Below are 26,557 nucleotides of genomic sequence, written 5' to 3'. Positions count from 1 at the left end.
GACCCACCGGCCCCTGGCCGGACGACGAGGAGAACGAGTGGCAAAGCCCAGCCCCAAAAAGAAGTCCAACACGGCATTTCTGGCGGTGATTCTGGTGGTGCTTGTGGCCGGCGGTGCCGGCATCTGGACGGCCATGAAGAACAGCAAGCCGGCCCCCATCGAGCTCGCACCGGGAACCCCGCTGCCGCAGGCGCAGGGCTACCTGTACGGCGATCCCAATGCGCCCATCACCATCATCGAGTTTGCCGACTTCGAGTGCCCGGGCTGCGGCCAGTTCGCCACCGTGCAGGAACCCGATCTCCGCAAGCGCGTGCTGGAAACGGGGCTCGCCAACTTCCGCTTCTACGATTTCCCGCTGACGTCCATTCACCGCAACACGCTGGCCGCGCACCTCGCCGCGTCCTGCGCCAACGAGCAGGGCAAGTTTTGGGAATACCACGACCTGCTGTTCGAAGGCCAGTACGACTGGAACTCGCAGGCCACCGGCAATCCGCGGAAGCTGTTTGACGGTTACGTCAGCAAGCTGGGTCTCGACGCCACCAAGTTCGGCGAGTGCTACGACTCGCAGCGCAACCTCGCCCAGATTCAGGCGAATGCCGCTGCGGGCAGCGAGCGTGGTGTGAACAGCACGCCGACGATCATCATCGGCAACAAGGTCTATTCGCCGGCTCCGACGGCCGATCAGCTCAAACAGATCGTCGACTCGATCCGCGCCACGTTGCCGGCCACGACACCGGCGCCGGCTGCCGATACCACCAAGAAGTAACGAACGACGTGTCAGGCCCGCCGACGGCGGGCCTGCGCTTCATCCAGACGCAGTTCCGGCATCGGCACCGCCTCGGCGGTGCCGTTTGCATTCGTGCCGGTCGCCGCGTGCCCGGGCGCTCCGCCAGCCGACGGGTCTTCGGCATGGGGGACCAGCGCCTCGCCCAACGCCACCAGTGCACGCGTGGCCACCACCGAGGCGAGCGGTTCCGGGACACCCATCTCCCGCACGTAAATGTCGAGCGCGCGCTCGTAGCCCACGTCAGTGGCCAGCGTGTCCACGAAGAGCAGCGCGTTTTCGACGTGTGTGCGAATGAGCGACTCTTCCGCACGCGCCTGCACAAGGCGCAGCCGCTGCTCGGCTTCTGCCGAGAGCTTGCGAGGGAAGAGGGTTTCCGGAAAGAGCTTGTTCAGGATCGACATATGGGTACTGACGAAATGCCACGCGGACGAGTTTCGTGCCGTGACGGGAATCACCGGAAATGAAGCGCGGCGCCGTTCCGGGTGATTTGTACCCGATACGGCGCCGCGAGTACCACGGGGCCAACGTACCAGTCCGGCGACTACGACTCCTGGGCCTCGTACTGGTCCTTGAGTGAGGCCACGACGGACGGATCGGCCAACGTCGTCGTATCGCCCAGCGCCCGGCCTTCTGCGATGTCGCGCAGCAGGCGCCGCATGATCTTGCCGGACCGCGTCTTGGGGAGGTCGGCGCTGAACAGGATGTCGTCCGGCCGGGCCAGTGCACCGATCTTCTGGGCGACGTGATCGCGCAGTTCGTCGCGCAGGCTGCCGCTGGGAGAGAACCCGGCGCGCAGGGTTACGAACGCGGCGATGGCCTGACCCTTGAGATCGTGGTGCTTCCCCACGACGGCAGCTTCCGCCACCGATGGATGGTCCACCAGGGCGCTCTCCACTTCCATCGTGCCGATGCGGTGCCCGGACACGTTCAGCACGTCGTCGACGCGGCCAAGGATCCAGAGGTAGCCGTCTTCATCGAGCTTGGCGCCGTCGCCCGGGAAGTAAAGATCGGGGCGGCCGGGCCACTTGGAGAAGTACGTGTCGACGTAACGCTGGTCGTCGCCCCAGATGGTGCGCAGCATGCTGGGCCACGGGTGCGTGATGGCGAGCAGGCCGCCGCCCACCTTCACTTCGTTCGCGGCCGCGTCGAGCAGGGCGGTGCGAATGCCAGGGAACGGCGTCGTGGCGGAACCCGGCTTGGTGGTGGTGACACCCGGCAACGGCGTGATCATGATGGCACCCGTTTCCGTCTGCCACCACGTGTCGACGATGGGGCACTGCGCATCGCCGATGTTTTCGTGATACCACATCCAAGCTTCGGGGTTAATGGGTTCACCCACCGAACCCAGCACGCGCAGTTGCGAAAGGTCGTGCTTCTTCACGTAGTCCACGCCCCACTTCATGAAGGCGCGGATGGCCGTGGGGGCCGTATACAGAATGGTGACGCCATAGCGCTCGCAGATCTGCCAGAAACGATCCTTGTCCGGCCAGTCGGGCGCGCCTTCGTAGATGACACACGTGGCGCCGTTGGCGAGCGGACCGTACACGAGGTACGAGTGTCCAGTGATCCAGCCGATGTCGGCGGTGCACCAGTACACATCCTCTTCCTTGAGGTCGAAGGTGTACTTGGTCGTGGTAGCCACGCCGGTGAGATAGCCACCGGTGGTGTGCACGATGCCCTTCGGCTTGCCGGTGGTGCCTGACGTGTACAGCACGAACAGCACATCCTCGGCGTCCATCGCCTCGGGCTCGCAGTACCGCGGCACCTGACGCTTGAGACGGTGCCACCAATGGTCGCGGCCTTCCTGCATTTCGGCGAATGTCTCGTCGCCCACTCCGCTGCGGCGGCGCATCACGACGAGCACGTTCTCAATCGTCGGGCACTCCTTGAGTGCGACGTCCGCGTTGCGCTTGAGCGGTACCATCTGACCGCGACGCGAACCACCATCGGCGGTGATGAGCAGCTTGCAGCCGCAATCGTTGATACGGTCACGCAGCGACTCCGGCGAGAAGCCGCCGAATACCACCGTGTGAATGGCGCCGATGCGCGCGCAGGCGAGCATGGCGATCACGGCTTCGGGGATCATGGGCAGATAGATCGCGACACGATCACCACGGCCCACACCGAGTTTCTTGAGCATGTTGGCCGCGAGATTCACTTCGCGGTACAGGTCCCAGTAGGTGAAGGTGCGGCGGTCTCCCGGCTCCCCTTCCCAGATCAGGGCGGCCTTGTTGCGGCGCGGACCATGCACATGGCGGTCGACGCAGTTCACCGAGGCGTTGAGCGTGCCACCCTGGAACCACTTGGCGCGCGGTGGCTCCCATTCGAGCGCCGTCTCCCAGGGCGTCATCCAATCGAGCGCTTCAGACTCTCTGGACCAGAAGCCCACGGGATCGGCGGCGGCCGCCTCATGCAGCGCGTGGTCGCGCACCCAGGCACCGGCGCGGAATTCTTCGGAGGGCGGAAACGTGCGTGTTTCCTGCAACAGGACGTCGATGTCGCTCATGGGCTCGGAAGGCCGGGGCAGCCGGCGCGGAAAGGAAGCCAGGAAGGATGCCCGGAGCGGTCGGTCCCGCGCGCGTGCAAGGGACGTCCGGCAGAGGGCGAGTCGTGTCGCGGCCAGCCGCGTGTCCCGCTAATGTAGAGCGATGCCAATCCCGCACGGAACCGCTGCGACAGGTGTCGCGGACTCATCTGCCAATAGGTCGGCAGACGGGGAAGGTGACGTGGCCCTGGTGGCAGAGGGTCTGGTACGCGCCTTTGGCGCGCGAAAGGCCGTGAACGATGTCTCGCTGCGTCTCTCGGACGGCGAGTGTCTGGCACTGTTCGGCCCGAATGGCGCGGGAAAGACCACCCTGTTGCGCCTGCTGGGCGGACTGCTGCGCCCCACACGTGGTCGAACGACGCTGCATGGCACCCTGCTGCCGGGGCCATCGGCCACGCGGCGCCTGGTGGGGCTGATCAGTCACCACGCCATGCTCTATCCGGCGCTGACGGTGCGCGAGAACGTGCGTTTCGCCGCTGAATGCCAGGGCGTTATCGACGCCGATGCGGCGACCACGCGCGTGTTGCAACAACTGCGCGTGCTCGATCGGGCGGAGACAGCCGTACGCTACCTGAGCCGTGGTCTGCAGCAGCGCGTCTCGATTTCGCGCGCCTTGGTGCATGGCCCGCGCCTGGTGCTGCTCGACGAGCCGTACACGGGCCTCGATGAAGTGGGTGCTCTGGTCTTCACCGAGGCGTTGCGGGAACTCAAGGCGTCGGGCGCCACGCTGGTGTTGATCACCCACAACCTCACCGAGGGGCTGATGATGGGTGACCGCGCGGCGATCATGCAAGACGGGCGCATCGTGCACGAAGAGCGCGCGGAGAACGGCGGATTCGACCTGCCGCGCTTTCAGGCGCTGTACCGCAACCTGGTGCACGAGGCCATCGCGTGACGGATCCGGCGACGACCGCTCACCGCGCGCCGGCCTTTCTGGCGGACGCCTGGCGCATTGCCCGCAAGGATCTGCTGATCGAGTTCCGGACGCGCAGCGCTTTTCTCGCGGCAACCGTCTTTGCAGTACTGGCCGTGGCGATCTTCCGGTTCACCTGGGATCCCACGGCCATTCCTGCCATGGACCTCGCGCCCGGGGTCCTCTGGGTGATCTTCACCTTCTCCGGCCTGCTGGGGCTCAACCGCTCCTTTTCCCTGGAGCTCGCCGAGCGCGCCTACGACGGATTGCTGGCGTCGCAGGTGGCGCGCGAATCGATCTTCGTGGGGAAGGTGCTGGCCAACTTCGTGTTCGTGTCGGCCATTCAGGCCCTGGCCATTCCCGCGGTCGCATTGTTCTTCGGCCTCGAGATCGGCGGAGCCTGGGGGGTGTTGATCGGCATCGTGCTGCTGGCGGCGTTGGGGTTGTCGGCGGTGGGGACGCTGTTTGCGGCCATCGCGGCCAACACGCGGCTGGCCGAGTTGCTGTTGCCGATGATGACGCTGCCGTTCTTCGTACCACTGGTGATTCCGGCGGCGCAGGCGTCGTCGGTGGTGCTGCGCGGACTACCGCTCAGCAGCGCCATGGAGTGGTTCAAGCTGTTGCTCGCGTTCGACCTGATGTTCGTCTCGGCGTGCATCGTGGTCTTTCCGTTCACGATCGAGGAGTAGAGGTTCGAGTCATGGCCACCCACCCGCCGGCGAGTCCGGTGACTTCCGCGCCAACGCCCGACTGGCGATCGGTGAAGGGGATCGATGCGTTCCTCGCGGTCGCGCTGATTGCGGTGATCGCGGTGTGCGTGCGCGCCATCTGGTTCACGCCGGTGGACGCGATGCTTGGCGCGGCGCAGAAGATCTTCTATGTGCATGTGCCGGCCGCGATCGGCGGGCTCTATATCGCATGCCCGCTGCTGGCCATCTCCAGCCTGGGCTACCTGTGGATCAAGGACGAGCGCCTTGACCGCCTCGCTGAAGCCAGTGCGGAAGTGGGGCTGTTGTTCATGGGACTGGTGCTGGTGACGGGACCGATCTGGGCGCGCACGAGTTGGGGCACCTGGTGGGTCTGGGAAGCGCGCATCACGTCCACGGTGTTCCTGTGGTTGATGGTGCTGGGTTATCTCGTGTTGCGTGGCGCGGTGGAGACACCGGAAAGCCGGGCGCGCCTGTCTGCCGTCATGGGTGGACTCGCTGTGTTGCTGGTGCCGTTCGTGCATCTCACGGTGCGCCTGTTCCGCGGTATGCACCCCGGTCCGGTGGTGCTCAAGCCCGAAGCACCGTCGTTGCCGCCGGAAATGCTCACCACGTTCCTGTGGGCCAATCTGGCGTTTCTGATGCTGTTCTTCGCCCTGCTGCGCATCCGGTTCCGTTGGGCCGGCCTGCGCAATGCCGTCACGGCGCTGGAGACTGCCTGATGTTCCTGTACTCTGTTGCCATGCTGCAGGACTCGGCCGCTGCTGCAGGAACGGCCTCGGGTCACGGTGCGCCGCAGGATACTGCGGGCAAGGTTGCGTACGTGACACAGCGCAGCGGCCCGCCGGATACTTCGTCGTACATGTACGCCGGATACGTCGTTGCACTGCTGTGCTACGCTGGATACATCGCGCTCATGGTGCGGCGCATCGCGCACAGCAAGCGGCAGCTCGATGCGCTCAATTCGGGCGGTGGCGACCGCCGGTGATCGCACCGCGTGATCATGCCACCCCGATGGCATCGTTGCTGGCGGGTGTGCGCATTGCCGTGACGCGGACCGCGCAGCGAGGCGGGCCGTTGGCTGATGCACTACGCCGCGTGGGTGCCACGGTGCATGAGATTCCGCTCACGCGCATCGAGTCGCTCGATGTCGCGCCGCTGCACGCCGCACTGCGCGATCTGGCGCGCTATCACTGGGTGTTGCTCACCAGCGTGAACGCGGTGGACCGACTGGCGCAAGCGGTGCGTGAGCTCGGCCTGTCCGACGTGATGGCGTCGCGTCGATTGGCGGTGGTGGGCAGCACCACGGCGGCGGCGTGTGAAGCGCAGGGATGGCGCCTGCCCACGGTGCAGCCCGAACGCATGCAGGCGGAAGGTGTGCTCGACGAGATGGCCTCGCGCTCGGATGTGGAGGGTTCGCGGGTGCTGTATCCCGCGGCCGGCGGAGCGCGCGATGTACTTCCCGACGGACTGGGGGCGCTCGGCGCACTGGTCGATGTGGTGCCCGTTTATCACACGGTGCCAGACAGCGCGGGGCAGCAACGCATGCTGGAGCTGGTGGAGTCGGGGGCCGTGGATCTGGTAACGCTCGCCGCGCCCAGTGCCATGGACGCTCTGCTCGACGCGCTGCCTCCCGAGCGGGCGAGTCGCCTGCCGGTAGCCTGTATCGGCCCCGTGACGGCGCGGGCCGCGCGCATCGCCGGCTTCCCGGTGAAAGTGGAGAGCACGGCCCCCACGGTGGAAGGCTGGGTGCGTAGCATCGTGCAGGCGTACACCACGCCGGCTGCCGGCAGACCGCACTGAACCCGGGATGACCTCCGTACGATTCCGCGTGCACGACGGCTGCGGAGTCGCCTAGTTTTGGGGATGACTGTTCCCGTCCGTATCGGTACCCGCAGTTCGGAACTCGCACTGCGTCAGGCGCGGCAGGTGGCCGCCCAGCTCGAAGCCCGCGGCGTGCCCAGTGAATTGGTGGAATACACCACGCTGGGCGATCGCATCCTCGACCGCCCGCTGTCCGCTATCGGTGAAAAGGGGCTGTTCACCGCCGAGCTCGAAGCCGACCTGCTGGCTGGCCGTATCGACTGCGCGGTGCATTCGCTCAAGGATCTGCCCACCGCCGACCCACAGGGCATCATCGTGGTGGCATTGCTCGAGCGCGAAGATCCGCGCGATGCACTGGTGGTGCGTGCGGGCATCGATGCGAACAGTCTCGATACGCTGCCCGAAGGCGCGCGCGTTGGCACGTCGTCGCTGCGCCGCCGCGCGCAGTTGCAGGCGCGGCGCGGTGACCTCGAGGTGTGTGAACTGCGGGGCAATGTGGGCACGCGACTGCGCAAGCTCGACGAAGGGCAGGTGGATGCGGCGTTGCTGGCGGCGGCGGGTTTGCATCGCCTCGGGCTCGCCGATCGCATCGTGGCCTATCTCGACGCGCCCGATTGGCTGAGTGCTCCGGGGCAGGGAGCCATCGCAGTGCAGGCACGCGCCGCGGACCAGGCCTTGCTCACCATCCTTTCTGCGCTCGATCATGGACCGACGCGCGTAGCCGTCACCGCGGAGCGTGCGTTGCTGGCCGCACTCGAGGGCGGATGTCAGGTGCCGATTGGCGCGGCCGTGCTGGAAGAGCCGGAGTATGGCACCATCCTGCATGCCGTCATCGTGGCGCTCGATGGATCGGCGGCGGTGCGTGGTGGCATTCCAGTTGATCACACCGACCCGGCTGCGGCTGGCATCGAGCTGGCGCGGCAGCTGCGCGCCGCCGGTGGCGACCAGATTCTCGGAGATATTCGATGACCGATCGTGCATTCACGGCATCGTCGGTACGTATGCGCCGGCTCCGTAGCAGCGAAGCGTTGCGTCGCCTCGTGCGCGAGACGCGGTTGCATCCGGCGCAGTTCATCTGGCCGTTGTTCGTCCGCTCGGGGACGGGTCTGCGCGCGCCGATCGGCTCCATGCCGGGTGTGTCGCAAACCTCGGTGGACGAACTGCTGCGTGACGCCGAGCGTGCCGTGGCCGCGGGTATTGGCGGCATCCTGCTCTTTGGCATCCCCGATACGAAAGATGCCACCGGCAGCTCGGCGTGGGATCCACAGGGGCCCGTGCCCTCGGCCGTGCGTGCAGTGAAGCAGGCGTTCCCCGACCTGCTCGTGATCACGGACGTGTGCATGTGCGAATACACCGACCATGGTCACTGCGGGTTGCTCACGCCCAATGGCGATGTGGACAACGATGCCACGCTCGATTTGTTAGCGCGTGAGGCGCTCGCGCACGCGGAGGCCGGGGCCGATATCATCGCTCCCAGCGACATGATGGATCATCGTGTCGCCTATCTGCGGCAGGCGCTCGACAAGGCGGGGCATACTCAGGTGCCGATCATGAGTTATGCGGCCAAGTACGCGTCGGCATTTTACGGCCCATTCCGCGAAGCGGCCGAAAGCACCCCCGCATTTGGTGACCGTCGCAGCTACCAAATGGACCCGGCCAATGGCCTCGAGGCGCTGCGTGAAGTGCGTCTCGATATCGAGGAAGGCGCCGATATTGTCATGGTGAAACCGGCCGGCGCCTACCTCGACGTGATCGCGGCGGTGAAGCGGGAAACCGGCCTCCCGCTCGCGGCCTATCAGGTCAGCGGTGAATATTCGATGATCAAGGCTGCCGCGGAACGTGGCTGGGTGGACGGAGATCGGGCGATGATGGAATCGCTGGTGGCCATCGCCCGGGCAGGCGCCGACATGATCATCACTTATTTTGCCCTCGACGCAGCCGCGCACCTCGCTCGGCGCTGAACACCTCGGAGCACGACATGCTGCACAATCCCTGGCATGACATCCCGGCCGGTACACACCCGCCGGAGCAGGTCACGGCCATCATCGAGATCCCCGGCGGCTCGCGCAACAAGTACGAGCTGGACAAGGAAACCGGGCACTTCAAGCTCGACCGCGTGCTGTACTCGGCCGTGCACTATCCGGGCGACTACGGGTTCATTCCGCGCACGCTGCACGAGGACAACGACCCGCTCGACATCCTCGTGAAGATCAACGAGCCGACGTTTCCGGGATGCCAGATCTCGGCGCGCCCGATCGGCGTGTTGTGCATGCTCGACAAGGGCGAGCCGGACGACAAGATCCTCGCCGTGCCGGCCGATGATCCGTACTTCCATGACGTGTTCGACATCGCCGACCTGTCGCCACACTACCTCAAGGAAGTCGAGCACTTCTTCCTGATCTACAAAGATCTGGAAGGCAAGCGCATGGAGATCACCGGCTGGCGGAAGAGCGAAGAAGCGATGGAAGTGATCCGGGCCAGCATGCAGCGGTACCACAACACGTTCAACGTCTGAACTGACCGTTGCTGATGGTCAGGTGTCCGCGGCCCTCATCACGAGGGCCGCGTTGATGCCGCCAAAGCCAAATGAGTTGGACATCACCGTGCGCAGGGGAATGGATCGCCCGGCTCCGGGCACATGGTCGAGATCGCACGCCGGATCGGGGGTCTCGAGTCCCACGGTGGGTGGCACCCACTGATTGGCGAGGGCCAGCGCACTTATCGCGGCCTCGAACGCGCCGGACGCGCCGAGTGCATGGCCGTAATAGCCCTTGGTGCTGGATACGGGGATGCGTGTGGCGTGATCGCCGAACACGCTACGGATGGCCACGACTTCTGTGGGATCGTTGAGCGGCGTGCTGCTGCCGTGGGCATTGATGTAGTCCACGTCTTCGGGCGAGACACTCGCGTCGTTCAGCGCCATGCGCATGCAGCGGGCAGCCTGCGCCCCTGATGGCAACGGTGCGGTCATGTGGTGCGCATCGTTGGTGGTGCCGTAGCCGATGATCTCCGCGTAGATGCGCGCCCCACGTGCCAGCGCTCGCTCACGTTCTTCGAGTACCAGGACTGAAGCGCCCTCGCCCATCACGAACCCGTCGCGATCGCGGTCGAACGGGCGGGAGGCATGCGCCGGGTCGTCGTTGCGTGTGCTCATGGCGCGAATGAGCGCGAACGCGCCAAAACACAGTGTGGCGAGTGGTGCCTCGGAGCCACCGGCGAGCATCACGTCGGCATAACCGTCGCGCACCTGACGGAACGCCTCACCGATGGCCATGCTGCCCGATGCACAGCTCATTGCATTGGTGCTGTTGGGGCCACTGATACCAAACTCGATGGCAAGGTTGCAACTCGCCGAGCCACCGAACACGGCCAGGGCGAGCGTCGCATCCACGCCGCGCAGTCCGAACTGCTGGAAGCGCGCCGCCTGTTCCTCGGCGTAGCCGACACCACCCAGCGCCGTGCCCATCATCGCACCCACGCGCTCGCGATCTTCAGATGCGAGATCAAGCTGCGCGTCCTCGACGGCAAGTTGGGCGCTCACCACCGCGAATTGACTGAAGCGGTCGAGGCGCTTGACGCGCTTGGGATCGATCCAGCGGGTGGCATCGAAGTCGTCCACCTGCGCCGCGCACTGTGAGCGGAAGATGGACGACTCGAAACGCGTGACAGTGCTGACGGCAGAACGTTCAGCCTGCAGTCCCGACCAGAGTGCTTCTACGCCCGTGCCGATCGGCGTGACACAGCCGATACCGGTGAGTACCACCCGACGGCGTTCATGGAGACGTGACATCAGCGGCCTCCCAACGTTGCGGATTTCTGCGCCTGACGCTCGGCGACTGCAGCGAGTCCGGCCAACGTTCGGGAGGCAATGCCGTGCACGAACACCGGGGCGATCACCTCACGTGCCGCAAAGGACGCGATGAGCGGCCAGTCCGGTCCGTTCCACGTGTGCACGATACGTGCAAGCGTGCCGCCGTCCACGGGGGTGAAACTCCATTCCACGTCCATGCCGGTGGTGACACCGCCGATGTGGCGAAATCGGATCCAGGGGATGTCGTGGTTCACCGCCATCTGCGAACGCCACCACGTGGGCCAGTTGGCCACGCCGAACGGTCGATTGGCACTCATGTCCACGATGCCACCGCCATCGGTGCGCCGCTCGAGGAATCGTACGTGACGGTAGTGCGCGAGATGGGCTGGCCATTCCTCGACGGCGGCTGCCACGGTGAAGATCTCCTGCACCGGGGCGCGCACCACGAGTTCATCCACCGTGACCACGAGTCGGTCGTGTGGCGGTGCCTCGAGTGTGAACGGAGCTTCCATCGCACCACGGCGTGCGGACGCGTCAGTCATGCAGGTCTCGGAGAGTGGGACGGGCGCCAGGTGGCGGTCAGGCGGAAGCCGGGTGATGCGCGAACGATGGACGTGCATCCGGTGGCATTGAGCACCAGTGTTTGCAGTTCCCGTGCGGTGTACCCGCGCAGCACGGAAAGCATCCCGTCGTGCCGACTGACGGGGTGAAAGCCCAGCAGATACGAACCCGCCCACAGGCCTCCCACGGCCAACCAACTGCGTCGCAGGTCGGCAATGATGACGGCCTGTCGGGCCACGCGCGAGCATTCCCGCAGCAGTTGGTGCGCTGGTTCTCCCTCGAAGTGGTGCAGCACCTGTGAGCACATCACCACGTCCACGCTGGCATCGGCCAGTGGGAGCTGCATGGCGTCCGCCACGAGACTGATGTCGCAACGGGACGCGGCGGCGTGCGCGATGCGTGCGGTGCGTTCGAGACCGACCGTGCGCACGGCAATGCCGCGGCGACGGCCTGCGCGCTGCACCGCAGCAGGGATGTCACCCAGTCCTGTGCCCAGATCGAGGATGGTGAGCGCGTCGGATCCGCCCGCGGCCGTTTGCCGGAAGACCGGGCGCATCGCCTGCAGCACGGCGAATCGACCACCAAACCAGAAGTTGGCGAGCGATACGTCACGCAAAGAACGCAACGCGAGCTGCCCGTCCGCGGCGGGGTCATCGAGCAGCTCCTCGCCGCGTCGGCGGGCCGGGGTCAGCATGCCCACAATCGCTCGCGATCGTGGGTACGATCAGCGCTCGAGCGTCGCATAGCCTCCGCGGTAGTACAGCAGTGGACGCCCGTCGGACATGCCGGCGTGCTCCACTTCGCCCACGTAAATGACATGATCGCCGGAGGGGTGGCGGGCGACGACGCGGCATTGCATCCAGGCCAGCACCCCTTCGAGCCGCGGGTCGCTTTCACCGCCGCCATAGCCGATACCATCGAACCGATGACTCATCGGGCTGGCAAAGCGCCGCGAAAGCGCCTCCTGATCATCGCGCAGCACGTTCACCGCAAAACTCTCAGCCTGCGCCATCACCGGCGCCGTGCTGGCGTCGTTGCCGATGCACACCAGCACAAGCGGTGGATCGAGGCTGAGTGAGGAAAACGCACTCACCGTCATGCCGTGGGGATTGCCCGCCGCGTCGCGCGCGGTGACCACCGTGACACCGCTGGCAAAGCGCCCGAGCACGGCGCGAAAGAGATCGTGGTCGATCATGGAGTCAGTTCTGGAAGGGCGCGGTTGTGCCCGAGGTGTTCATGAGAGAAAGCGCAGCAAAGTGCGCGGCGTCAACACGGCTGATGGCGGCACGAAGTCGCCGGTGGCCCCAATCAGCAAGTCCGCGAGATCACGGTCGCGCGACAGCACACGCGCGGCGTGGTTGAGCAGGGGCGGCCACGCCACAGCCAGCGCGATGAGCCGCTCGAGACGCCACTTGCCGCCAAACGTCTTTTGTCGTGCCCGTTCGTATGAGGCGAGCGTTTGCTGCCTGGCATCGGCGCTCGTGGCATGCACCACGGCATGAGCGAGCGGAGCCAGCAGCTCACCCCCAGCGAGCGCCGCATAGATGCCCTCACCGGTGAACGGGTCGAGGAAGTCGGCCGCGTCACCAGTGAGCATCACACCAGGCGCCCACGCCCGTCGCGCACGCGAAGCAAACGGCCCCACTGCGCGCACGGGCGTCACGCGCTCGGCGCTGGCAAATCGCTCGGCCAACTGCGGATGCGCGGACAACCACGTGGTGAGCGTGTCTTCCGGTGAACGTCGCGTCGTGCGCGCCGAACTGGTGGGAATGACGAGCGCCACGTTCGTGAGCGAGGCTCCCGCACCATCACCGACCTGGGCGAGGCCAACATACCCATCGGTGGTGACGTGCATCTCGCCGAGTGTGCCCATGCGCGCGACGTCGCGATAGTGCGCCACGTAGGCGACGCGACGGGGATAGCGTGAACGATGGGCCAGGCCCGCGCGATTGGCGACAACGGAATTGAGTCCATCCGCGCCGATGACCAGCGGAGCATGCAGCGATTGGGTGCCGTGCGGGGACAGGGTTTCCACGCCATTCACGGCACCATGCGCATCGTGCAGCAACTGGGTGACGCGCGTGTCCTCGAGTACGGTCACGCCGGCTTCGCGGGCACGCGAAAGCAACAGTGCATCGAGATATTCGCGGCGAATGCCCAGACCACGGTCGCGGAAGGCGCGGTAGCCGTGCTGCGCGACAAACTCGCCGTGAATGCGCCCACCCGATGGGGCGTGCACGACCATGCCGGTGAGATACGTCGCCGCGCCGCGTTCAAGGACGGACAGCGCCCCCATGCGATCGAGGATGCGACTGCCCTCGGGGCTCACATACTCGGCGCAGGGCTTGTTGCGTGGGAATCGCGCACGATCGACGAGGCACACGGCCAGTCCGGCCTGTGCGCAGTGCCAGGCCGCCGAAGTACCGGCAGGCCCTCCACCCACGACGATCACCTGCCAGCGCCCACCATCGCTCATGCGGTCTCCTCGGGATACCGGAAGATAGCCCTGGGGCGTCTACCGGTCGGCCAGGAGGGTGAGCCAGCCGCCGGCAATGAGCGCCGCAGTGACGGTGCAGAGCAGGTTCACCATGTCGTTGGTCATCCAGTTCCAGCCACCGTCGGCTCGGGTCGCGGTGTCACAGCGGTGCACCAGCTGCTCGGTGGATTCACCGCAGAACGCGCAGTAGCGCCGCGATTGCACGATGGCGCCAAGTAGTGTGTCGATGAGGGCGCCAGCGATGCCGGCGACCGCAACCGGCCAGAACGCCTCGGGCGGCACGAGGCCGATGGCGACGGCCATGCCCGTGAGCAGCAGTGCGGCGGCGACGAGGGCTGTTGTGCCGGGCACGCTGACGGCGCCCGATGTGCCCGGTGGGACGCGCGACCAGGTTCGCAGCGAGACGGGGGTACCCTGCCACCAGGTGCCCACTTCCGTGGCAGTGGTATCGGCACCGGCGGCGATCAACGAGGCGGCGGCGATCTGGGCTGCCAGCGCCGCATGTTCGGGGAGGGCCAGCGTCAACGCGATGATCGCCGCGGCGGCGAGTGCAAAGTACACACCGCCGTTGGCCAGCACCTGCCAGGCGTCCCGTCGGCCACCTTTGGCCACGATGCCGGCGGTTTGCATGGCTTTGCGGCGCCGGCCGGCCCGGGAGAGCACCGAGGCATACAGGAACCACACGACGACAAAAATGCCCCACGTCCAGCCGGCCGCGATGGACAGGGTACCGCCGATCGTGGCTGCGATGGCCCCCGACGTGGACAGCGTGTGCGCCCTCCGGGCCGCCAGCGCGATGCCGGCGGACACCACGAAAGCGAGCAGGACCGTGAAAAATGATGGCGGACTGGGCATCTCGAAGCGGAATCTGGGCCAGTGTCGCCCTCTCCGCTTGAATGGGTGACCGACGACACGTTACCATGCGCGTTCATGCATCATGTGTCTCCGCTCACCGATGGCCGGCCCCTCCGCGCCACACCGACTGCCGATGTGACGCTCGCGCTGGCCGGAGGCCCGCTCGATGCACGTCTGCCGTTGGCGCTGCTCGAGGCCGTGAAGGCGATCGACACGCCGGCGGCCGAGTTGGATGCCGAACTCGTGCATGAGCTGCGCAACAAGCGGCTTGGGCTCAGCGAGACCGTGCTGCTGCAGATCCGGCGCTACGCGGACGCCGTGCGTGGTGGTCATCGTGTGGGCTACGACGAAGTGCTTGCGCTGGCCCGGTTGATTGGCCGCCGACCCGATGCCGACCTTGCCTTCCGTGAAGCCGGGCGCCGCTGGGCCCGCTCGCTGGTGGATAGCGTGAGCACGGTGCGGCGCACGGCAGCGCGTGGTTTGCCAGCGCTCATTGCCCGTCCGGTTGCCTTGCGCGCACTGCGGCGCATCGCGCGTCGCTACATGGACGGCACTCTGGTGCGACAGGGGAGTACCCTCGTGCTGGAGGTTGTCTCGCCCGTTTCCGCTGATGCTGCGCCGCGTGCGGCGGGCTGTGGATTGTACGAGGCCGCCTTCCGTGAATCACTGCAACTGCTGGCGGATGCCGACGGTGCAGTGGAACATGTCATGTGCCGTTCGCGAGGCGACTCGCGATGTCAGTGGCGCGCCGACTGGCGTCGTCGCTGACGACCGCTTGCATGCACGGGTGCTCTCTGCACGTTTCCGGCATGTGACCCCCACGCGATCACGCACGCTCTGAGCAGGACCGCTTCGGCGGTGTTCTTCATCCCCTCCTCGTTCCATGCTGACACCGGAAATGCTGCCCCGCCTCCAGCGCCTGCTCGCGGATGCGGATCTCGATGGCTGGCTGCTGTACGATTTTCGCGGTACCAATGCGATCGCGCAGGGACTGCTCGGCTTCGAGGGGATGGTCACGCGCCGGATCTTCGCGTTCATCCCACGCGCCGGCACCCCGATCGGTATTGCGCACGCGATCGAACCCAATCCATGGGCGCGCTGGCCGCGTGAGTGGCCGTTGCGCACGTACAGCGGCTGGCGGGCACTGGAGGCCGAGCTGGCCTCGCTGGTGGCCGGCAAGCGGGTGGCGATGGAGTACTCGCCTGGCGATGCGATTCCGTACCTCGACCGCATTCCCGCTGGCGTGCTGGAGATGGTGCGTGCCACGGGCGCGACGGTGGTGAGTTCCGGCAACCTCGTGTCGGAAGTCTATGCCACGTGGACGCCTGCGCAGCGCGCCTCGCATGAGCGTGCCGCTGAGGCTATCGCAGTCATTGCGCGTGATGCCATCAATCATGCCGGTGCGATGATTGCTGCGGGCACACCGGCCGCGGAGCACGAGTTGCAGCAACGCATCCTGGATGCGTTCGCGCGCGCCGAACTCGAGACCGATCACGGCCCCGATGTCGCAGCGTCCGAGAACGCCGCCAATCCGCACTACGCGCCATCTGCCGCTGCGCCCCGCATTGTAGTGCGCGGCGATGTGCTGCTGGTGGACCTGTGGGCGCGCGAGCTGCGCGGCGGCGTGTACGCCGATCAGACGTGGATGGCGTCCATGGGCGCGCCGTCCGACAAGGTCGTACATGTGTGGGAGGCGGTGCGTGATGCCCGTGATGCGGCGCTCACGCTGCTGCGCGATCGCATTGCCGCGGGCCAGCCGGTGCGCGGCGGCGAAGCCGACGACGCGGCGCGTGCGGTGATCGTCGAACGTGGCTACGGACCGCAATTCTGGCACCGTACCGGCCACAGCATCGACTCGAGAGAGCTGCACGGGTCGGGCCCGCAGATCGACAATCTCGAATCGCGCGATGATCGCCTGCTCATCCCGGGTGTCGGCTTTTCCATCGAGCCCGGGGTGTACATCCCGGGTGAACTCGGCGTGCGCAGCGAAGTGAACGCGTTCGTTGGCGAGGACGCCTTGCTCATCACCCCGACCACGCCGCAGCGCGAACTGTTCGTCGTTTGATGTCGTGGGGAATCAGGGTGTCCGACGCAGGGAGAATCCTCGGGCGGTCTTTGCGTCTGTCGATGCTTGGCGCGGCACTGGCCTGTGGTGACGGTGGCAAGGAGCGCGTGCGCATTGCCGATGTCACGGCCGACGCCGCGGCGCGGGCCAATGAGGGCGCCGTCGACGAGACCTCGCTGGCTCGCGCCACCGGCGGCGGAGCGTACACCGTGTCGGATGCAGCGACGCCCGGTGTCATCGTTGGACGGGTGACCGGTGCGACTGCCCGCGACACGATGATCACCCCCACGAAGGACGTGGAGGTGTGCAGTCCGTTCAGCGAGTCAGTAGTGGCCAGCACCAACGGCGGGGTGGGCAACGTGGCCGTGTGGCTGGTGGGCGTGGCGAGCGGGCCACGCGATGATGCGCCGCGCCGGGCCAAGCTCACGCTCAATGGCTGTCGCCTGGACCCGCGCATGCAGCGTGTGGCGCTGGGCGGTACGCTGTTGGTGAATGGTCGCGATGCGATGATGTCGCGCCTGCAATTCACGGCGGTGGGCGCCGGAGAAACCACGCGCGCCACCCTGTTGTTCAGCGATGTGGGGCAGGTGGTGCCCACCAGCACCGCTGCGGCGACGCCGGCACTGGTGCGCGTGAGCGACGACCTGCACCCATGGGTACGCGCGTGGTTGATCGTGTCGCCACATCCCTTCGCGGCCGTCACGGCGGCTGACGGAACCTTCCGCTTCGATCACGTGCCACCCGGCAAGTATCAGCTGGTGATCTGGCACGAACATCTGGGTGTGCAGCGCACGGCGGTGCGCGTGGAGCCCAACGTGCAAACCAATGTAGAGATGGCGTACTAGCGGATGGTGCCGCGCGCCGCTGGCGCGCGGCACTGCTGTTTCAAGAGGGAACAGGGAGGAGTTGGAGAGGGAGCAGGGGGCAGGACCTGCATCCAGCTCCCTCTCCAACTCCCTCCTGACTCCTCTTGATACAAAAGCGGCGGATGCCAAAGGCATCCGCCGCCGTCCGAATCACAAGGCGTCAGACTCCGATCTGATAGAGCCGAGCGTACACCCCATCCTCGCGGCTGAGCAGCTCATCGTGACTGCCCGTCTCCACCACCCGCCCGCGATCGATCACCACCACACGGTCCGCGCGGCGCACGGTGCTCAGGCGATGGGCAATGATCAGCGTGGAGCGACCCTGCAGCAACTCCTCCAGCGCCTGTTCCACGTAGCGCTCGCTCTCCGTGTCGAGGCTCGACGTGGCTTCATCGAGAATCACGATGGCCGGATTCTTGAGAAACACGCGCGCAATCGCGATGCGCTGACGCTGTCCGCCTGACAGCTTCACACCGCGCTCACCCACGCGCGTGTCCCAGCCGTCCGGCAGTCGCTCGATGAACTCCCACGCATGCGCCGCACGCGCGGCGCGCAGGATATCGTCGTCGGTCGCGTTGGGGTCGGCATAGGCGATGTTCTCGCGAATAGTGCCGCTGAACAACACGGGTTCTTGCGGCACCATGCCGATGGCCTCACGCAGCCCCTGCAACGGCAATGCCCGCACATCGATGCCATCGAGCGTGATACGGCCTTCGGCCACGTCCCAGAAGCGCGGGATGAGCGACGCGATAGTCGTCTTGCCGCTGCCCGAGCGCCCCACGAGCGCTACCACTTCACCTGGCGCCACCGTGAGCGAGACCTCGTGCAGCACATTGGGCTGCCCCTCGGCGTAGCGGAACGACACCGACTCCAGCGCCACCGCGCCACGCACCGGCGATGGCAGGCGCGTCGTACTAGGCGCTTCCTCCACCGATGGCTGCGTGTCGAGCAACTCGAACACACGGCTGGCCGCGCCAATGGCCTCCTGGAAGTTGCCAAACAACGTGGCAATGGAGCCCACAGCGGCGGCCACGAACAACGCATAGAACAGGAAGGCGACCAGCGCACCGGCGGTGAGCTGACCGCGCAGCACCTGCACACCGCCCTGCCACAGCACCGCTGCCACCGAACCGAAGGCGACGAAGCCCACCACGCTGAAGAACAGTGCGCGTGTGCGTGCCCGCTGCACCGCCACTACGACCAGGTCTTGCAGCAGACGCTGGAATCGCCGCGTCTCCTCGCCTTCCCGCGTGAAGCTCTGCACGGTGCGAATGGCACCGAAGGCTTCGTCGGCCATGCCCATCGCTTCGGCCACGCGATCCTGCACCCCCGCGCTCGCTCGGCGCAGCGCGCGGCCGAACGTGAGTGCGGCGCCCACCACCAGCGGCACCACGGCGAGCGTGGTGAGGGCCAGGCGCGGGTTGGTGAACACCATCATGCCCACACCACCCAGCAGGAACAGTGTCTGCCGCGAGAACTCGGACAACCACGTGCCGAGCAAGGACTGCAGCAGGGCCAGGTCACTGCTCAGGCGACTGGTGAGCTCACCGGTGCGGCGTTCGGTGAAGAAGGCGGCCGAGAGGCGAATGAGATGCGCGAATGTCTGCTCACGCAGCGTGGCGATGATGCGTTCCGTGCTTGACGAGAGCAGGCGCACCTGGATGTAGTTGGCGAGCGCCTGCACGCCGAAGACCGCCAGCAATCCCAGCGCGATGCGATCAAGCGCCGCGCGGTCACCTTGTTCGAAGGCGGCATCGAGCAGATACCGCAGCACGCCGGGGAAGACGAGTCCCGCTGCGGCGGCAATGAGCAAGAAGACGAAAGCCACGGCCAACCGGCCGGCATAGGGGCGCAGCAGAGGCCCCATGCGCGCCAGCGGCCGCGGCGAAACGAAGCCGCGGCGACTTGGGGTGGCCGAACTCACCGGGTGATGGCCCGGTCGATCGCCATCGCGAGGAAGAGCAGTGCGAGGTAGAGCAGGGAGTACTTGTAGACCCACCACGCCGGGCCGGTCCATGGCTCGCCCTTTCGCGCGGCCTGCAGCACACGCCACACACCGCCCATGAGCAGCGCGCCCAGGATGATGGCGGACAGCGCATAGAACAGGCCGAACGCGCCGTACAGCACGGGCAGCAGGGTCAGCGCGAGCAGGATGATGGTGTACCACACCATCTGATGCATCGTCTCGCGTTCACCCCACACCAGGGGCGCCATCGGGACGCGCGCACGGCCGTAGTCGACCTGCTTGAGCAACGCGAGCGCCCAGAAGTGCGGCGGTGTCCAGTAGAACACGATGAGGAACAGCAGCAGAGCGGTGACATCGAGCGTGCCCGTCACGGCAGCCCAGCCCACCAGCGGTGGGAACGCGCCGGCCGCACCACCGATCACGATGTTCTGCGGTGATGAACGCTTGAGCCAGCGTGTGTAGATGAACACGTAGAAGTAGAACCCGGCCAGCGCGAGCATGGCCGTGAGCACGTTCACGAAATACGCCAGCATCCACGTGGCGAGGGTCGCACAGGCCACACCGAACGCCAGCACCTGAATGGGCGCCATGCGGCCGCTCGGAATCGGGCGAAGGCGCGTGCGGGCCATGACATCGTCGATGTCGCGGTCGATGTACATGTTGACCGCGTTTGCACCGCCGGCCATCAGATATCCGCCCACCATCACCAGCAGCACGGTGAGCCACGATGGTGAGCCGGCGGCGTACATGGGCATCACCGTCGTCACCAGCAGCAGTGAGATGATGCGCGGCTTGGTCAGCGACACCAGGTCACGGGACAGCGGTGTCGCCTTGGCTTCCACCACCGGGTCTGCGTGGTTCTGGAGTTCGTTGGCGGCCATGTTGCTCACGAGGCTCGCGACGCGATCACCGATCGACCGGCCGCGATGCGTGCGAGGTAGGCCATCACGAAGGCCGTGGCCCAGATGAACATGCCCGTTGCCTGGTGCAGCGACCGCACCACCGCTGGGAATCCGCCGGTCACCATCCAGCCGGCCCATACGATCTGCAGCACACCCAGCACGAGGCCGAACCACGCCGCCGTGATCACCGCCTTAGGCTCACCACGCTTGCGGAAGATCATGGGCAGCGAGATGAGATGCAGCACCAGCAGGTAGGCGAGAATGCGGTGCGTGAGTTGCACATGCTGGCCACCACCGCCCAGCGAACCCTCGCCACAGAGCGGGAAACCTGCGCAGGCCACCGCCGCGCCAGGCAGCTTGGCCGTGAGCCCACCCAACAGCACCACCACCAGCGCCATGCCGGCAGCAGCCGTCGTGCCGCCGATGGCCTTGGCTGTACCCGTCGCCGAACGAATGCTGTCCCCGCCGAGGCCACCCGCGCGCACAACGGCCGTGGCCAGCACAGCGAGCAGCGACACGGCCAGCAGCTTGTGCACCACGGTGGCCCATGCCGGGTTGCCGGCAAACACCGTCACCGCACCAAACAGGGCCGGCGCAATCCACAGCAGCACCGACAGACGGGCGGAGTTCCATACACCACCGCGGCCCGCGACCGCCACATGCGAACGATGCTGCCAGGCCGTGATCACCAGCGCCGCGATGCTGAGCAGCAGGGCCAGTGCGAGATACCGGTGCGTGACCTCGATGATGAGATCGATGCGCTCGAACGGCGGAATCCAGTGGCCGTAACACTTGGGCCAGTAGTCACCGCAGCCCATGCCGGAGCCGGTGATGCGGACAATCGCGCCGAAGACGACGTGGATCAGCGAGACGACAAACGCTGCATAGGCCGCGCGGCGAACAGAGGCCGGCGCCAGGGTGGAAGCGGAAGACATGACGGAGACTGTAGCGGGAACCGTATCAGGGCAGGGCGCGCCAGGCGCCCCAGAAAGCGGCAATCAGGCCGAACACCGGGATGATCGCCCAGAAGATTTCGGCGGCGCGGCGCGGTGCGGGGACGGCGCTCGAGGCCGGCGTCGCCTGCAGGGCCCGGAAGACCGCCCGGACGATGAAGAGTTGGGCGATCACACAGGCCGCGACGAACAGCCAGAACATGGCGGTGCTGACCCCGGGGGCCAGCGACCAGGAGGCGACGGAAGACATATCCCGAGAAAGGTAGACGGTCGACCAGTGCGAGGCATCCCTTTCCGGCCCGGTGTTCCGGGTGTGTTGCGACTGGCCGTTCCGCCGAGGCGCGCCGCGCACTACCATAGCGAACTATGGCCTCCTCTTCCTCCAGCAGTCGTGCCTCCGGCACCGGGTCGGGTTCCGCTTCGGGCTCCGGCAGCTCCGATTCCTCGGCCGCACCCGCCGAACTCCCGCGCCAGCTTGGCCTGTGGAGCGCCATTGCCGTTCTCGTCGGCACGACCATCGGTTCCGGGATTTTCCGGTCGCCAGCCGGTATCGCCGACAAGTTGCCGGGGCCGCTGCCGCTGCTCGCCGTCTGGGCGACGGGCGGCCTCTTTGCGCTCTGCGGCGCGCTGACGCTGGCCGAGCTGGCCGGGGCCATGCCGCGCACCGGCGGCTACTTCGTGTACATCCGCGAAGCCTGGGGACGGTTGCCGGCTTTCCTGTATGGGTGGTCTGAACTGACCCTCATCCGCGCGGCCGCTCTTGGCGGTATCTCGCTCACGTTTGGCGAGTACTTCATCCGCGCGCTGGGCTACGACCCGTCGCTCGCACCGTACGACAGCTACGCACACTATCTGGCGGCGGGTGCGCTGTCGCTGATGGCGATCATCAACGTGATCGGTCTGCGCTGGGGTGCGCTGGTCCAGAACATCACCACCATCGCGAAGTACGGAGGCCTCGTCATCATCGTGTTGCTGGCGTTCGCGCTGGGGCTGCCGAAGACCGGCGGACATTTCACACCGGCTGCGCCGCCGGGCAGCTTCTCGGTGTCGGCATTTGGCCTGGCCCTCGTGTCGGTGCTGTGGGCCTTCGACGGGTGGGGCGATTTGTCCAAGGTCGCCGGTGAAGTGTCCGACCCCAGGCGCACCTTGCCGCGCGCCATCATACTCGGCACGCTGAGCATCATCGCCATCTACCTGCTGGCCAATCTCGCGTACCTGTCGGTGTTGTCGGTGGAGGAAATCCGCAGCGCGCGTCTGGTCGCCGCCGATGTGGCGCTGCGCCTGGTGGGCCCGATCGGCGTCACGCTGGTGTCGCTGACGGTGCTGCTGTCGACATTCGGGTCGGTGAACGGGTCGCTGCTGACCGGTCCGCGCATCTTTTTCGCGCTGGCCGACGACGGATTGTTTTTCCGTCAGGTTGCGGCGGTGCACCCGAAGTTCAAGACGCCGTATGTCGCGATCATCATGACCGGATCGCTGGGTGTTGCATTCGTTCTGCTCCGAACCTTCGAGCAGTTGGCGGACATTTTTGTGACGGCGTCGTTGGTGTTCTACGTGCTCAGCATTGGTGCGATTTTCAAGCTACGGCGGCGTCCCGATTGGAACCCACCGGTGCGCACGCCGCTGTATCCGTTTGTGCCAGCGCTGTTCTGTCTGGCCACACTGTTCCTGCTCGTGAATGCCTTGATGGATCCCGCGCAACGATGGGGGACCTTGGGCGTATTCGGCGTCATTCTGCTCGGAATTCCTGTCTATTTCCTGACGGTGGGACGGCGGCGCACTCGGGGGGCGTGACCGTTCAGTTACACGCGTTTCTTGAAGGTTCGAACAGGCCGGCCTAGCTTTCCCGCGCAGTCGCTCCTGTCGGGTCAACCCGTCGGGATGACGTTCAGGAGCGGCGTGTACCTCTCCACATCGGACCAACAATTATGCGCATGCAGCGTTGGCTCAGCGTCGCCGCCGCCGTCGTGGCTCTCCTCTCCGGAGCCACACGGACCATCGACGCGCAGGGCCTGACGACCGGAGCTGTCTCCGGTCTTGTAACCGACGAGACGTCGAAACCCCTCGAAGGGGTGCAGATCGAGATTCGGAACGTCGAAACCGGTTACCGACTGGGAATCGTTACGCGAGCCAACGGCCGCTATAACGCGCAGGGCCTGGCCATCGGCCGGTATACGGTGGTTGCCCGCCAGCTTGGATTTGCCCCGCAGACCAGTGAAAACGTCTCGGTGAGCCTTGGCGGGAACATTGTCATCAACTTCCAGCTCAAGCAGGCCGCGACGCAGTTGCAGGGCGTGACGATTTCCGCCGATGCGTCCGGTGCCGACTTCTCTCCGTCGCGACAGGGTGTGGCGACGGTGGTCGGCGACACGTTGCTCCGCCGCCTGCCCACCCTGCAGCGCGACTATACGGACCTGGTCAAGCTGACCCCGCAGGTCGTGCGCCCCGCTGATGGTGGTGGCGCGTCGGCCGGTGGCGTCTACAACCGCTACAACAACTACACCGTCGACGGCGTGAACCAGAACGACCGGTTCAATCTCGCCTCGTCGGGTGGTCAGCCTGGTGGCGCCACGGGCGGCCGCATCATGTCGATCGAAGCGGTGAAGGAATTCCAGGTGCTCATGAGCCCGACCGACGTGCGTTACGGCAACTTTGCCGGCATGCTCGTCAACGCCGTCACGCGCTCGGGCACGAACACGTGGACGGGTGGTGCGACGTACACGTTCCGCACGCCGTACATGGCGGCCGACCAGCCGTTCATCCGCAACGCCGACTTCGACGTGAAGCAGTACGGCTTCTCGCTCGGCGGTCCGATCATCAAGGACAAGCTGCACTTCTTCGTGGCACCTGAGTTCCAGGAGCGCTCCGATCCGTCGAGTGGTCCGGCCGCTGCAGGCAACCAGGTTGGCGACGTCTCGCTCGACAGCATTGCGCGTATCGCGCAGATCATGCAGGGCCGCGGCGTTGATGTGGGCAGCGCGGGCTTCTATCGCCGCGGCAACCCGCTGATGAATCTGTTCGGTCGTCTCGACTACCAGATCAACCCGGCCAACCGTCTGGCATTCCGTCAGCTGTACAACACGGCCGAGCAGGATGAGTTCTCGCGTAACACCAATGCGTTCAACACCAATATCGCGCAACAGAACTCGGGCATTCGTCTGACGTCCAATGCGTTCAGCCGGAAGAACACGAACATCTCGTCGGCGTTGCAGCTCTATACGAACTCGTCGCGCGGCTTCAACAATGAGCTCTCGGTCGGTTTCAACACGGTCGAAGACGAGCGTATCCTGCCGGTGAACACTCCGGAAATCGCGGTGGCTGTCACGCCCATCGGTGGGACGTCGGCCAATCGCGCGGTGACGTTCGGATCCGAGCGCTTCTCGCCGGGCAACATGCTCAAGCAGCGGATCTTCGAGATCAGTGACAACCTGACGATGCCGTTCGGGGCGCACACGCTGACGGCCGGCGGACGCTTCGAGCGTTCGTACACCTACAACTACTTCCTGTCGGGTGCGGCGAACGGGGCCTACAACTTCGCGAACATTGCGGACCTCGCGGCGGGTCGCCCCTCGGGCTTCCTGTTCTCGTACGCGAACGGCGGTGACATCGCCGCGGAGTTCAATGCGCAGCAGGCCAGCGCATACCTGCAGGATCAGTGGACGATGACGCAGAACTTCACGCTGACGTACGGCATCCGTGCGGATCTGCCTTCGTTCATCGACACGCCGGTGCTCAACAACGATCTGCTCACGCGGTCGACGGCGGCAGGTCGGGCGATTCGCACGGACTGGAAGCCCAAGGCACAGGTGCTGTGGTCGCCGCGCGTCGGCTTCAACTGGAATGTGGATGGCACGTCCAACACGCAGGTGCGTGGTAACGTGGGTCTTTACACGGCGCCGGTGCCGCTCATCATGGTCGGCAACGCCTACTCGAACACCGGCCTTGGCGGTGTGAACGTCTCCTGCACGGGCACTGGAGTGCCGGCGTTCGTGACGGATATCGCGAGCCTCCCGCGGTCATGTGCGGGATCGCCCGAACCCGTTCCGGGCGCGGCTGGCACGATCGGCGTGAATGTGACCGATCCGAACTTCAAGATGCCGCAGAACTTCACGGGCTCGTTCGGTCTCGACCGCAAGCTGCCGTGGGGAACGACCTTCACGTTCGAAGGCCTGTATCGTCGCGCGGTGAACGGCATGTTCATCGAGGACATCAACTTCCGTGAGTTCGATGGTGCGCCGACGCGCACGGATCTGGGTCGCGTGCAGTACGCCACCGCCATCACCACCAACGCCACCGGCACGGTGACGGTGGACAACGCGGCACGTCGTCGTGTGATCACCACGGGCAGCAACAACGTGGCCTTCAGCGAGGGCGCGATCTACCTCACGAACCAGTCGAAGGACTACAGCTACTCGCTGTCCGGTCAGCTCAAGAAGCGTTTCAGCTCAGCCTTTGAAGTCACCACGGCCTACACCTACATGCAGGCCAAGGACGTGCAGTCGCTGACGTCGGATCGCGCGATCTCCAACTATCGCAATGGCCGTCAGCATGCTGGCCTGATCTCCGACAAGAACGACGTGCAGACGTCGTACTTCGAGCGTCCGCATCGTATCGTGGCCTACGGCACGTACACGGCGCCCTGGAAGAACAACCAGACGGACGTGACGTTCTATTTCGAAGGCATGTCGGGCACGCCGGTGACCTACACGGTCAACAGCGACGTGAACGGCGACGGTGTGGTCGGCAACGATCCGATCTACGTGCCGCGCAACGCGGCCGACGCCTCCGAAGTGCGGATCGGAACGGGGTCGGGTAGCGCGTTTGCCGTGAACGCCACGGCCGGCGCCGACTACGAGCGCTTCATCGCCGCACAGGAATGCCTCGTCAGCCAGCGCGGTCAGATCATGCAGCGCAACAGCTGCCGGTCGCCGTGGCAGAACCGCTTCGATCTCTCGCTGCGCCAGTCGTTGCCGCGTGTCCGCGGCCAGAACCTGACGCTTCAGCTCGACGTGATCAATTTTGCGAATCTCGTGAATCGCAACTGGGGTCGCATCGCGCTGCCGAACCTGTCGCCGAACTTCCCGCAGCAGAACATCCTCACGCTGCGTCAGCGTCCGACGGGCGCGGCGGTCGTCGATGAGAAGGCCAACGGTTACGAGTTCGACTCGCGCCTGCGCACCGGCAAGATCATGCAGCAGAATCCGAATCAGACGCGTGATTTCTATCAGTTGCAGTTGACGCTGCGGTATTCGTTCTAAGAAGAGTAAGGAAGACGGGGCGGCGCCTTTGGCGCCGCCCCCGTCTT

The 26,557-nt window shown here is 65.9% G+C and carries 26 protein-coding genes; 14 read left to right on the top strand and 12 right to left on the bottom strand.

What is annotated here, in order from left to right; all coding sequences use genetic code 11:
* Positions 1-37: 37 nt before the first annotated feature.
* Complete coding sequence (locus VGE27_RS07190) at positions 38-766, top strand: thioredoxin domain-containing protein (protein ID WP_331048962.1); 729 nt, start codon at positions 38-40, stop codon at positions 764-766.
* An 11-nt stretch (positions 767-777) separates the two neighbouring features.
* On the opposite strand, the gene VGE27_RS07185 is transcribed toward VGE27_RS07190, so the two are convergent.
* Complete coding sequence (locus tag VGE27_RS07185) at positions 778-1,188, bottom strand: hypothetical protein (protein WP_331048961.1); 411 nt, start codon at positions 1,186-1,188, stop codon at positions 778-780.
* Positions 1,189-1,328: 140 nt separating this feature from the next.
* The gene (gene acs, locus VGE27_RS07180; protein WP_331048960.1) at positions 1,329-3,293 is read right to left on the bottom strand and encodes an acetate--CoA ligase; all 1,965 of its coding nucleotides are present in this window, start codon (positions 3,291-3,293) and stop codon (positions 1,329-1,331) included.
* A gap of 220 nt (positions 3,294-3,513) precedes the next feature.
* Between acs and VGE27_RS07175 the strand changes: the two genes are divergently transcribed.
* The 8 genes from VGE27_RS07175 (at position 3,514) to VGE27_RS07140 (ending at position 9,291) form a co-directional block, all read left to right on the top strand.
* Entirely contained in the window at positions 3,514-4,227 is a 714-nt protein-coding gene (locus tag VGE27_RS07175) for an ABC transporter ATP-binding protein (protein ID WP_331048959.1), read from the top strand.
* On the top strand, positions 4,224-4,934 hold the full coding sequence (locus VGE27_RS07170; RefSeq protein ID WP_331048958.1) for a heme exporter protein CcmB: 711 nt from the start codon (positions 4,224-4,226) through the stop codon (positions 4,932-4,934). The genes VGE27_RS07175 and VGE27_RS07170 overlap by 4 nt, the downstream gene beginning before the upstream one ends.
* A gap of 11 nt (positions 4,935-4,945) precedes the next feature.
* A complete protein-coding gene (gene ccsA / locus VGE27_RS07165) occupies positions 4,946-5,674 on the top strand; it encodes a cytochrome c biogenesis protein CcsA (protein ID WP_331048957.1) in 729 nt (242 codons plus the stop codon).
* Positions 5,674-5,940 carry a hypothetical protein gene (locus VGE27_RS07160; RefSeq protein WP_331048956.1) on the top strand — a complete coding sequence of 89 codons (267 nt, stop codon included), beginning with the start codon at positions 5,674-5,676 and terminating at the stop codon, positions 5,938-5,940. The genes ccsA and VGE27_RS07160 overlap by 1 nt, the downstream gene beginning before the upstream one ends.
* The gene (locus tag VGE27_RS07155; protein WP_331048955.1) at positions 5,937-6,755 is read left to right on the top strand and encodes a uroporphyrinogen-III synthase; all 819 of its coding nucleotides are present in this window, start codon (positions 5,937-5,939) and stop codon (positions 6,753-6,755) included. The genes VGE27_RS07160 and VGE27_RS07155 overlap by 4 nt, the downstream gene beginning before the upstream one ends.
* A 63-nt stretch (positions 6,756-6,818) precedes the next feature.
* The gene (gene hemC, locus VGE27_RS07150) at positions 6,819-7,745 is read left to right on the top strand and encodes a hydroxymethylbilane synthase (protein WP_331048954.1); all 927 of its coding nucleotides are present in this window, start codon (positions 6,819-6,821) and stop codon (positions 7,743-7,745) included.
* On the top strand, positions 7,742-8,737 hold the full coding sequence (gene hemB / locus VGE27_RS07145; protein ID WP_331048953.1) for a porphobilinogen synthase: 996 nt from the start codon (positions 7,742-7,744) through the stop codon (positions 8,735-8,737). Before hemC ends, hemB begins: the two co-directional genes overlap by 4 nt.
* A gap of 17 nt (positions 8,738-8,754) precedes the next feature.
* Positions 8,755-9,291 (top strand): inorganic diphosphatase, encoded by a 537-nt coding sequence (locus VGE27_RS07140; RefSeq protein WP_331048952.1) that lies wholly within the window; start codon positions 8,755-8,757, stop codon positions 9,289-9,291.
* 18 nt (positions 9,292-9,309) lie between these two features.
* Here the strand turns inward: VGE27_RS07140 and fabF are convergent, their stop codons facing one another.
* Genes fabF through VGE27_RS07110 form a run of 6 tightly spaced genes read right to left on the bottom strand, consistent with a single transcriptional unit; the run spans position 9,310 to position 14,500 of the window.
* Positions 9,310-10,566 carry a beta-ketoacyl-ACP synthase II gene (gene fabF, locus VGE27_RS07135; protein WP_331048951.1) on the bottom strand — a complete coding sequence of 419 codons (1,257 nt, stop codon included), beginning with the start codon at positions 10,564-10,566 and terminating at the stop codon, positions 9,310-9,312.
* The gene (locus tag VGE27_RS07130) at positions 10,566-11,129 is read right to left on the bottom strand and encodes an SRPBCC family protein (protein ID WP_331048950.1); all 564 of its coding nucleotides are present in this window, start codon (positions 11,127-11,129) and stop codon (positions 10,566-10,568) included. Before VGE27_RS07130 ends, fabF begins: the two co-directional genes overlap by 1 nt.
* Entirely contained in the window at positions 11,126-11,842 is a 717-nt protein-coding gene (locus VGE27_RS07125; protein WP_331048949.1) for a methyltransferase domain-containing protein, read from the bottom strand. Before VGE27_RS07125 ends, VGE27_RS07130 begins: the two co-directional genes overlap by 4 nt.
* 30 nt (positions 11,843-11,872) lie before the next feature.
* Positions 11,873-12,343 carry a flavin reductase family protein gene (locus VGE27_RS07120; RefSeq protein WP_331048948.1) on the bottom strand — a complete coding sequence of 157 codons (471 nt, stop codon included), beginning with the start codon at positions 12,341-12,343 and terminating at the stop codon, positions 11,873-11,875.
* A gap of 39 nt (positions 12,344-12,382) precedes the next feature.
* Positions 12,383-13,624 (bottom strand): NAD(P)/FAD-dependent oxidoreductase, encoded by a 1,242-nt coding sequence (locus tag VGE27_RS07115; RefSeq protein ID WP_331048947.1) that lies wholly within the window; start codon positions 13,622-13,624, stop codon positions 12,383-12,385.
* A 39-nt stretch (positions 13,625-13,663) separates the two neighbouring features.
* The gene (locus VGE27_RS07110; protein WP_331048946.1) at positions 13,664-14,500 is read right to left on the bottom strand and encodes a DUF92 domain-containing protein; all 837 of its coding nucleotides are present in this window, start codon (positions 14,498-14,500) and stop codon (positions 13,664-13,666) included.
* A gap of 75 nt (positions 14,501-14,575) precedes the next feature.
* Here VGE27_RS07110 and VGE27_RS07105 point away from each other — a divergent pair, with 75 nt between their 5' ends.
* The 3 genes from VGE27_RS07105 (at position 14,576) to VGE27_RS07095 (ending at position 17,410) form a co-directional block, all read left to right on the top strand.
* Positions 14,576-15,268, top strand: a complete 693-nt coding sequence (locus VGE27_RS07105; protein ID WP_331048945.1) for a hypothetical protein — start codon at positions 14,576-14,578, stop codon at positions 15,266-15,268.
* Positions 15,269-15,398: 130 nt separating this feature from the next.
* Entirely contained in the window at positions 15,399-16,565 is a 1,167-nt protein-coding gene (locus VGE27_RS07100) for a M24 family metallopeptidase (RefSeq protein ID WP_331048944.1), read from the top strand.
* Between the two features lie 50 nt (positions 16,566-16,615).
* The gene (locus VGE27_RS07095; protein ID WP_331048943.1) at positions 16,616-17,410 is read left to right on the top strand and encodes a carboxypeptidase-like regulatory domain-containing protein; all 795 of its coding nucleotides are present in this window, start codon (positions 16,616-16,618) and stop codon (positions 17,408-17,410) included.
* A 181-nt stretch (positions 17,411-17,591) separates the two neighbouring features.
* Here the strand turns inward: VGE27_RS07095 and VGE27_RS07090 are convergent, their stop codons facing one another.
* The 4 genes from VGE27_RS07090 to VGE27_RS07075 all read right to left on the bottom strand — a co-directional run bounded on the left by VGE27_RS07090 (position 17,592) and on the right by VGE27_RS07075 (position 21,502).
* On the bottom strand, positions 17,592-19,259 hold the full coding sequence (locus VGE27_RS07090) for an ABC transporter ATP-binding protein (protein ID WP_331048942.1): 1,668 nt from the start codon (positions 19,257-19,259) through the stop codon (positions 17,592-17,594).
* 92 nt (positions 19,260-19,351) lie between these two features.
* Positions 19,352-20,278: a heme o synthase gene (locus VGE27_RS07085; protein ID WP_331048985.1), complete on the bottom strand. Its 927-nt coding sequence runs from the start codon at positions 20,276-20,278 to the stop codon at positions 19,352-19,354.
* A gap of 5 nt (positions 20,279-20,283) precedes the next feature.
* On the bottom strand, positions 20,284-21,234 hold the full coding sequence (locus VGE27_RS07080) for a COX15/CtaA family protein (protein ID WP_331048941.1): 951 nt from the start codon (positions 21,232-21,234) through the stop codon (positions 20,284-20,286).
* Positions 21,235-21,259: 25 nt separating this feature from the next.
* A complete protein-coding gene (locus VGE27_RS07075) occupies positions 21,260-21,502 on the bottom strand; it encodes a hypothetical protein (protein ID WP_331048940.1) in 243 nt (80 codons plus the stop codon).
* 116 nt (positions 21,503-21,618) lie between these two features.
* On the opposite strand from VGE27_RS07075, the gene VGE27_RS07070 reads away from it, so the two are divergent.
* Together VGE27_RS07070 and VGE27_RS07065 are read left to right on the top strand one after the other, a co-directional pair.
* Positions 21,619-23,046 (top strand): amino acid permease, encoded by a 1,428-nt coding sequence (locus tag VGE27_RS07070; RefSeq protein WP_331048939.1) that lies wholly within the window; start codon positions 21,619-21,621, stop codon positions 23,044-23,046.
* A gap of 140 nt (positions 23,047-23,186) precedes the next feature.
* Positions 23,187-26,510 carry a TonB-dependent receptor gene (locus VGE27_RS07065; protein WP_331048938.1) on the top strand — a complete coding sequence of 1,108 codons (3,324 nt, stop codon included), beginning with the start codon at positions 23,187-23,189 and terminating at the stop codon, positions 26,508-26,510.
* Positions 26,511-26,557 lie beyond the last annotated feature (47 nt).

The organism is Gemmatimonas sp. (genome assembly GCF_036405635.1).
Classification (GTDB): Bacteria; Gemmatimonadota; Gemmatimonadetes; order Gemmatimonadales; family Gemmatimonadaceae; genus Gemmatimonas.
This window is presented reverse-complemented; position numbering and strand designations above follow the sequence as displayed.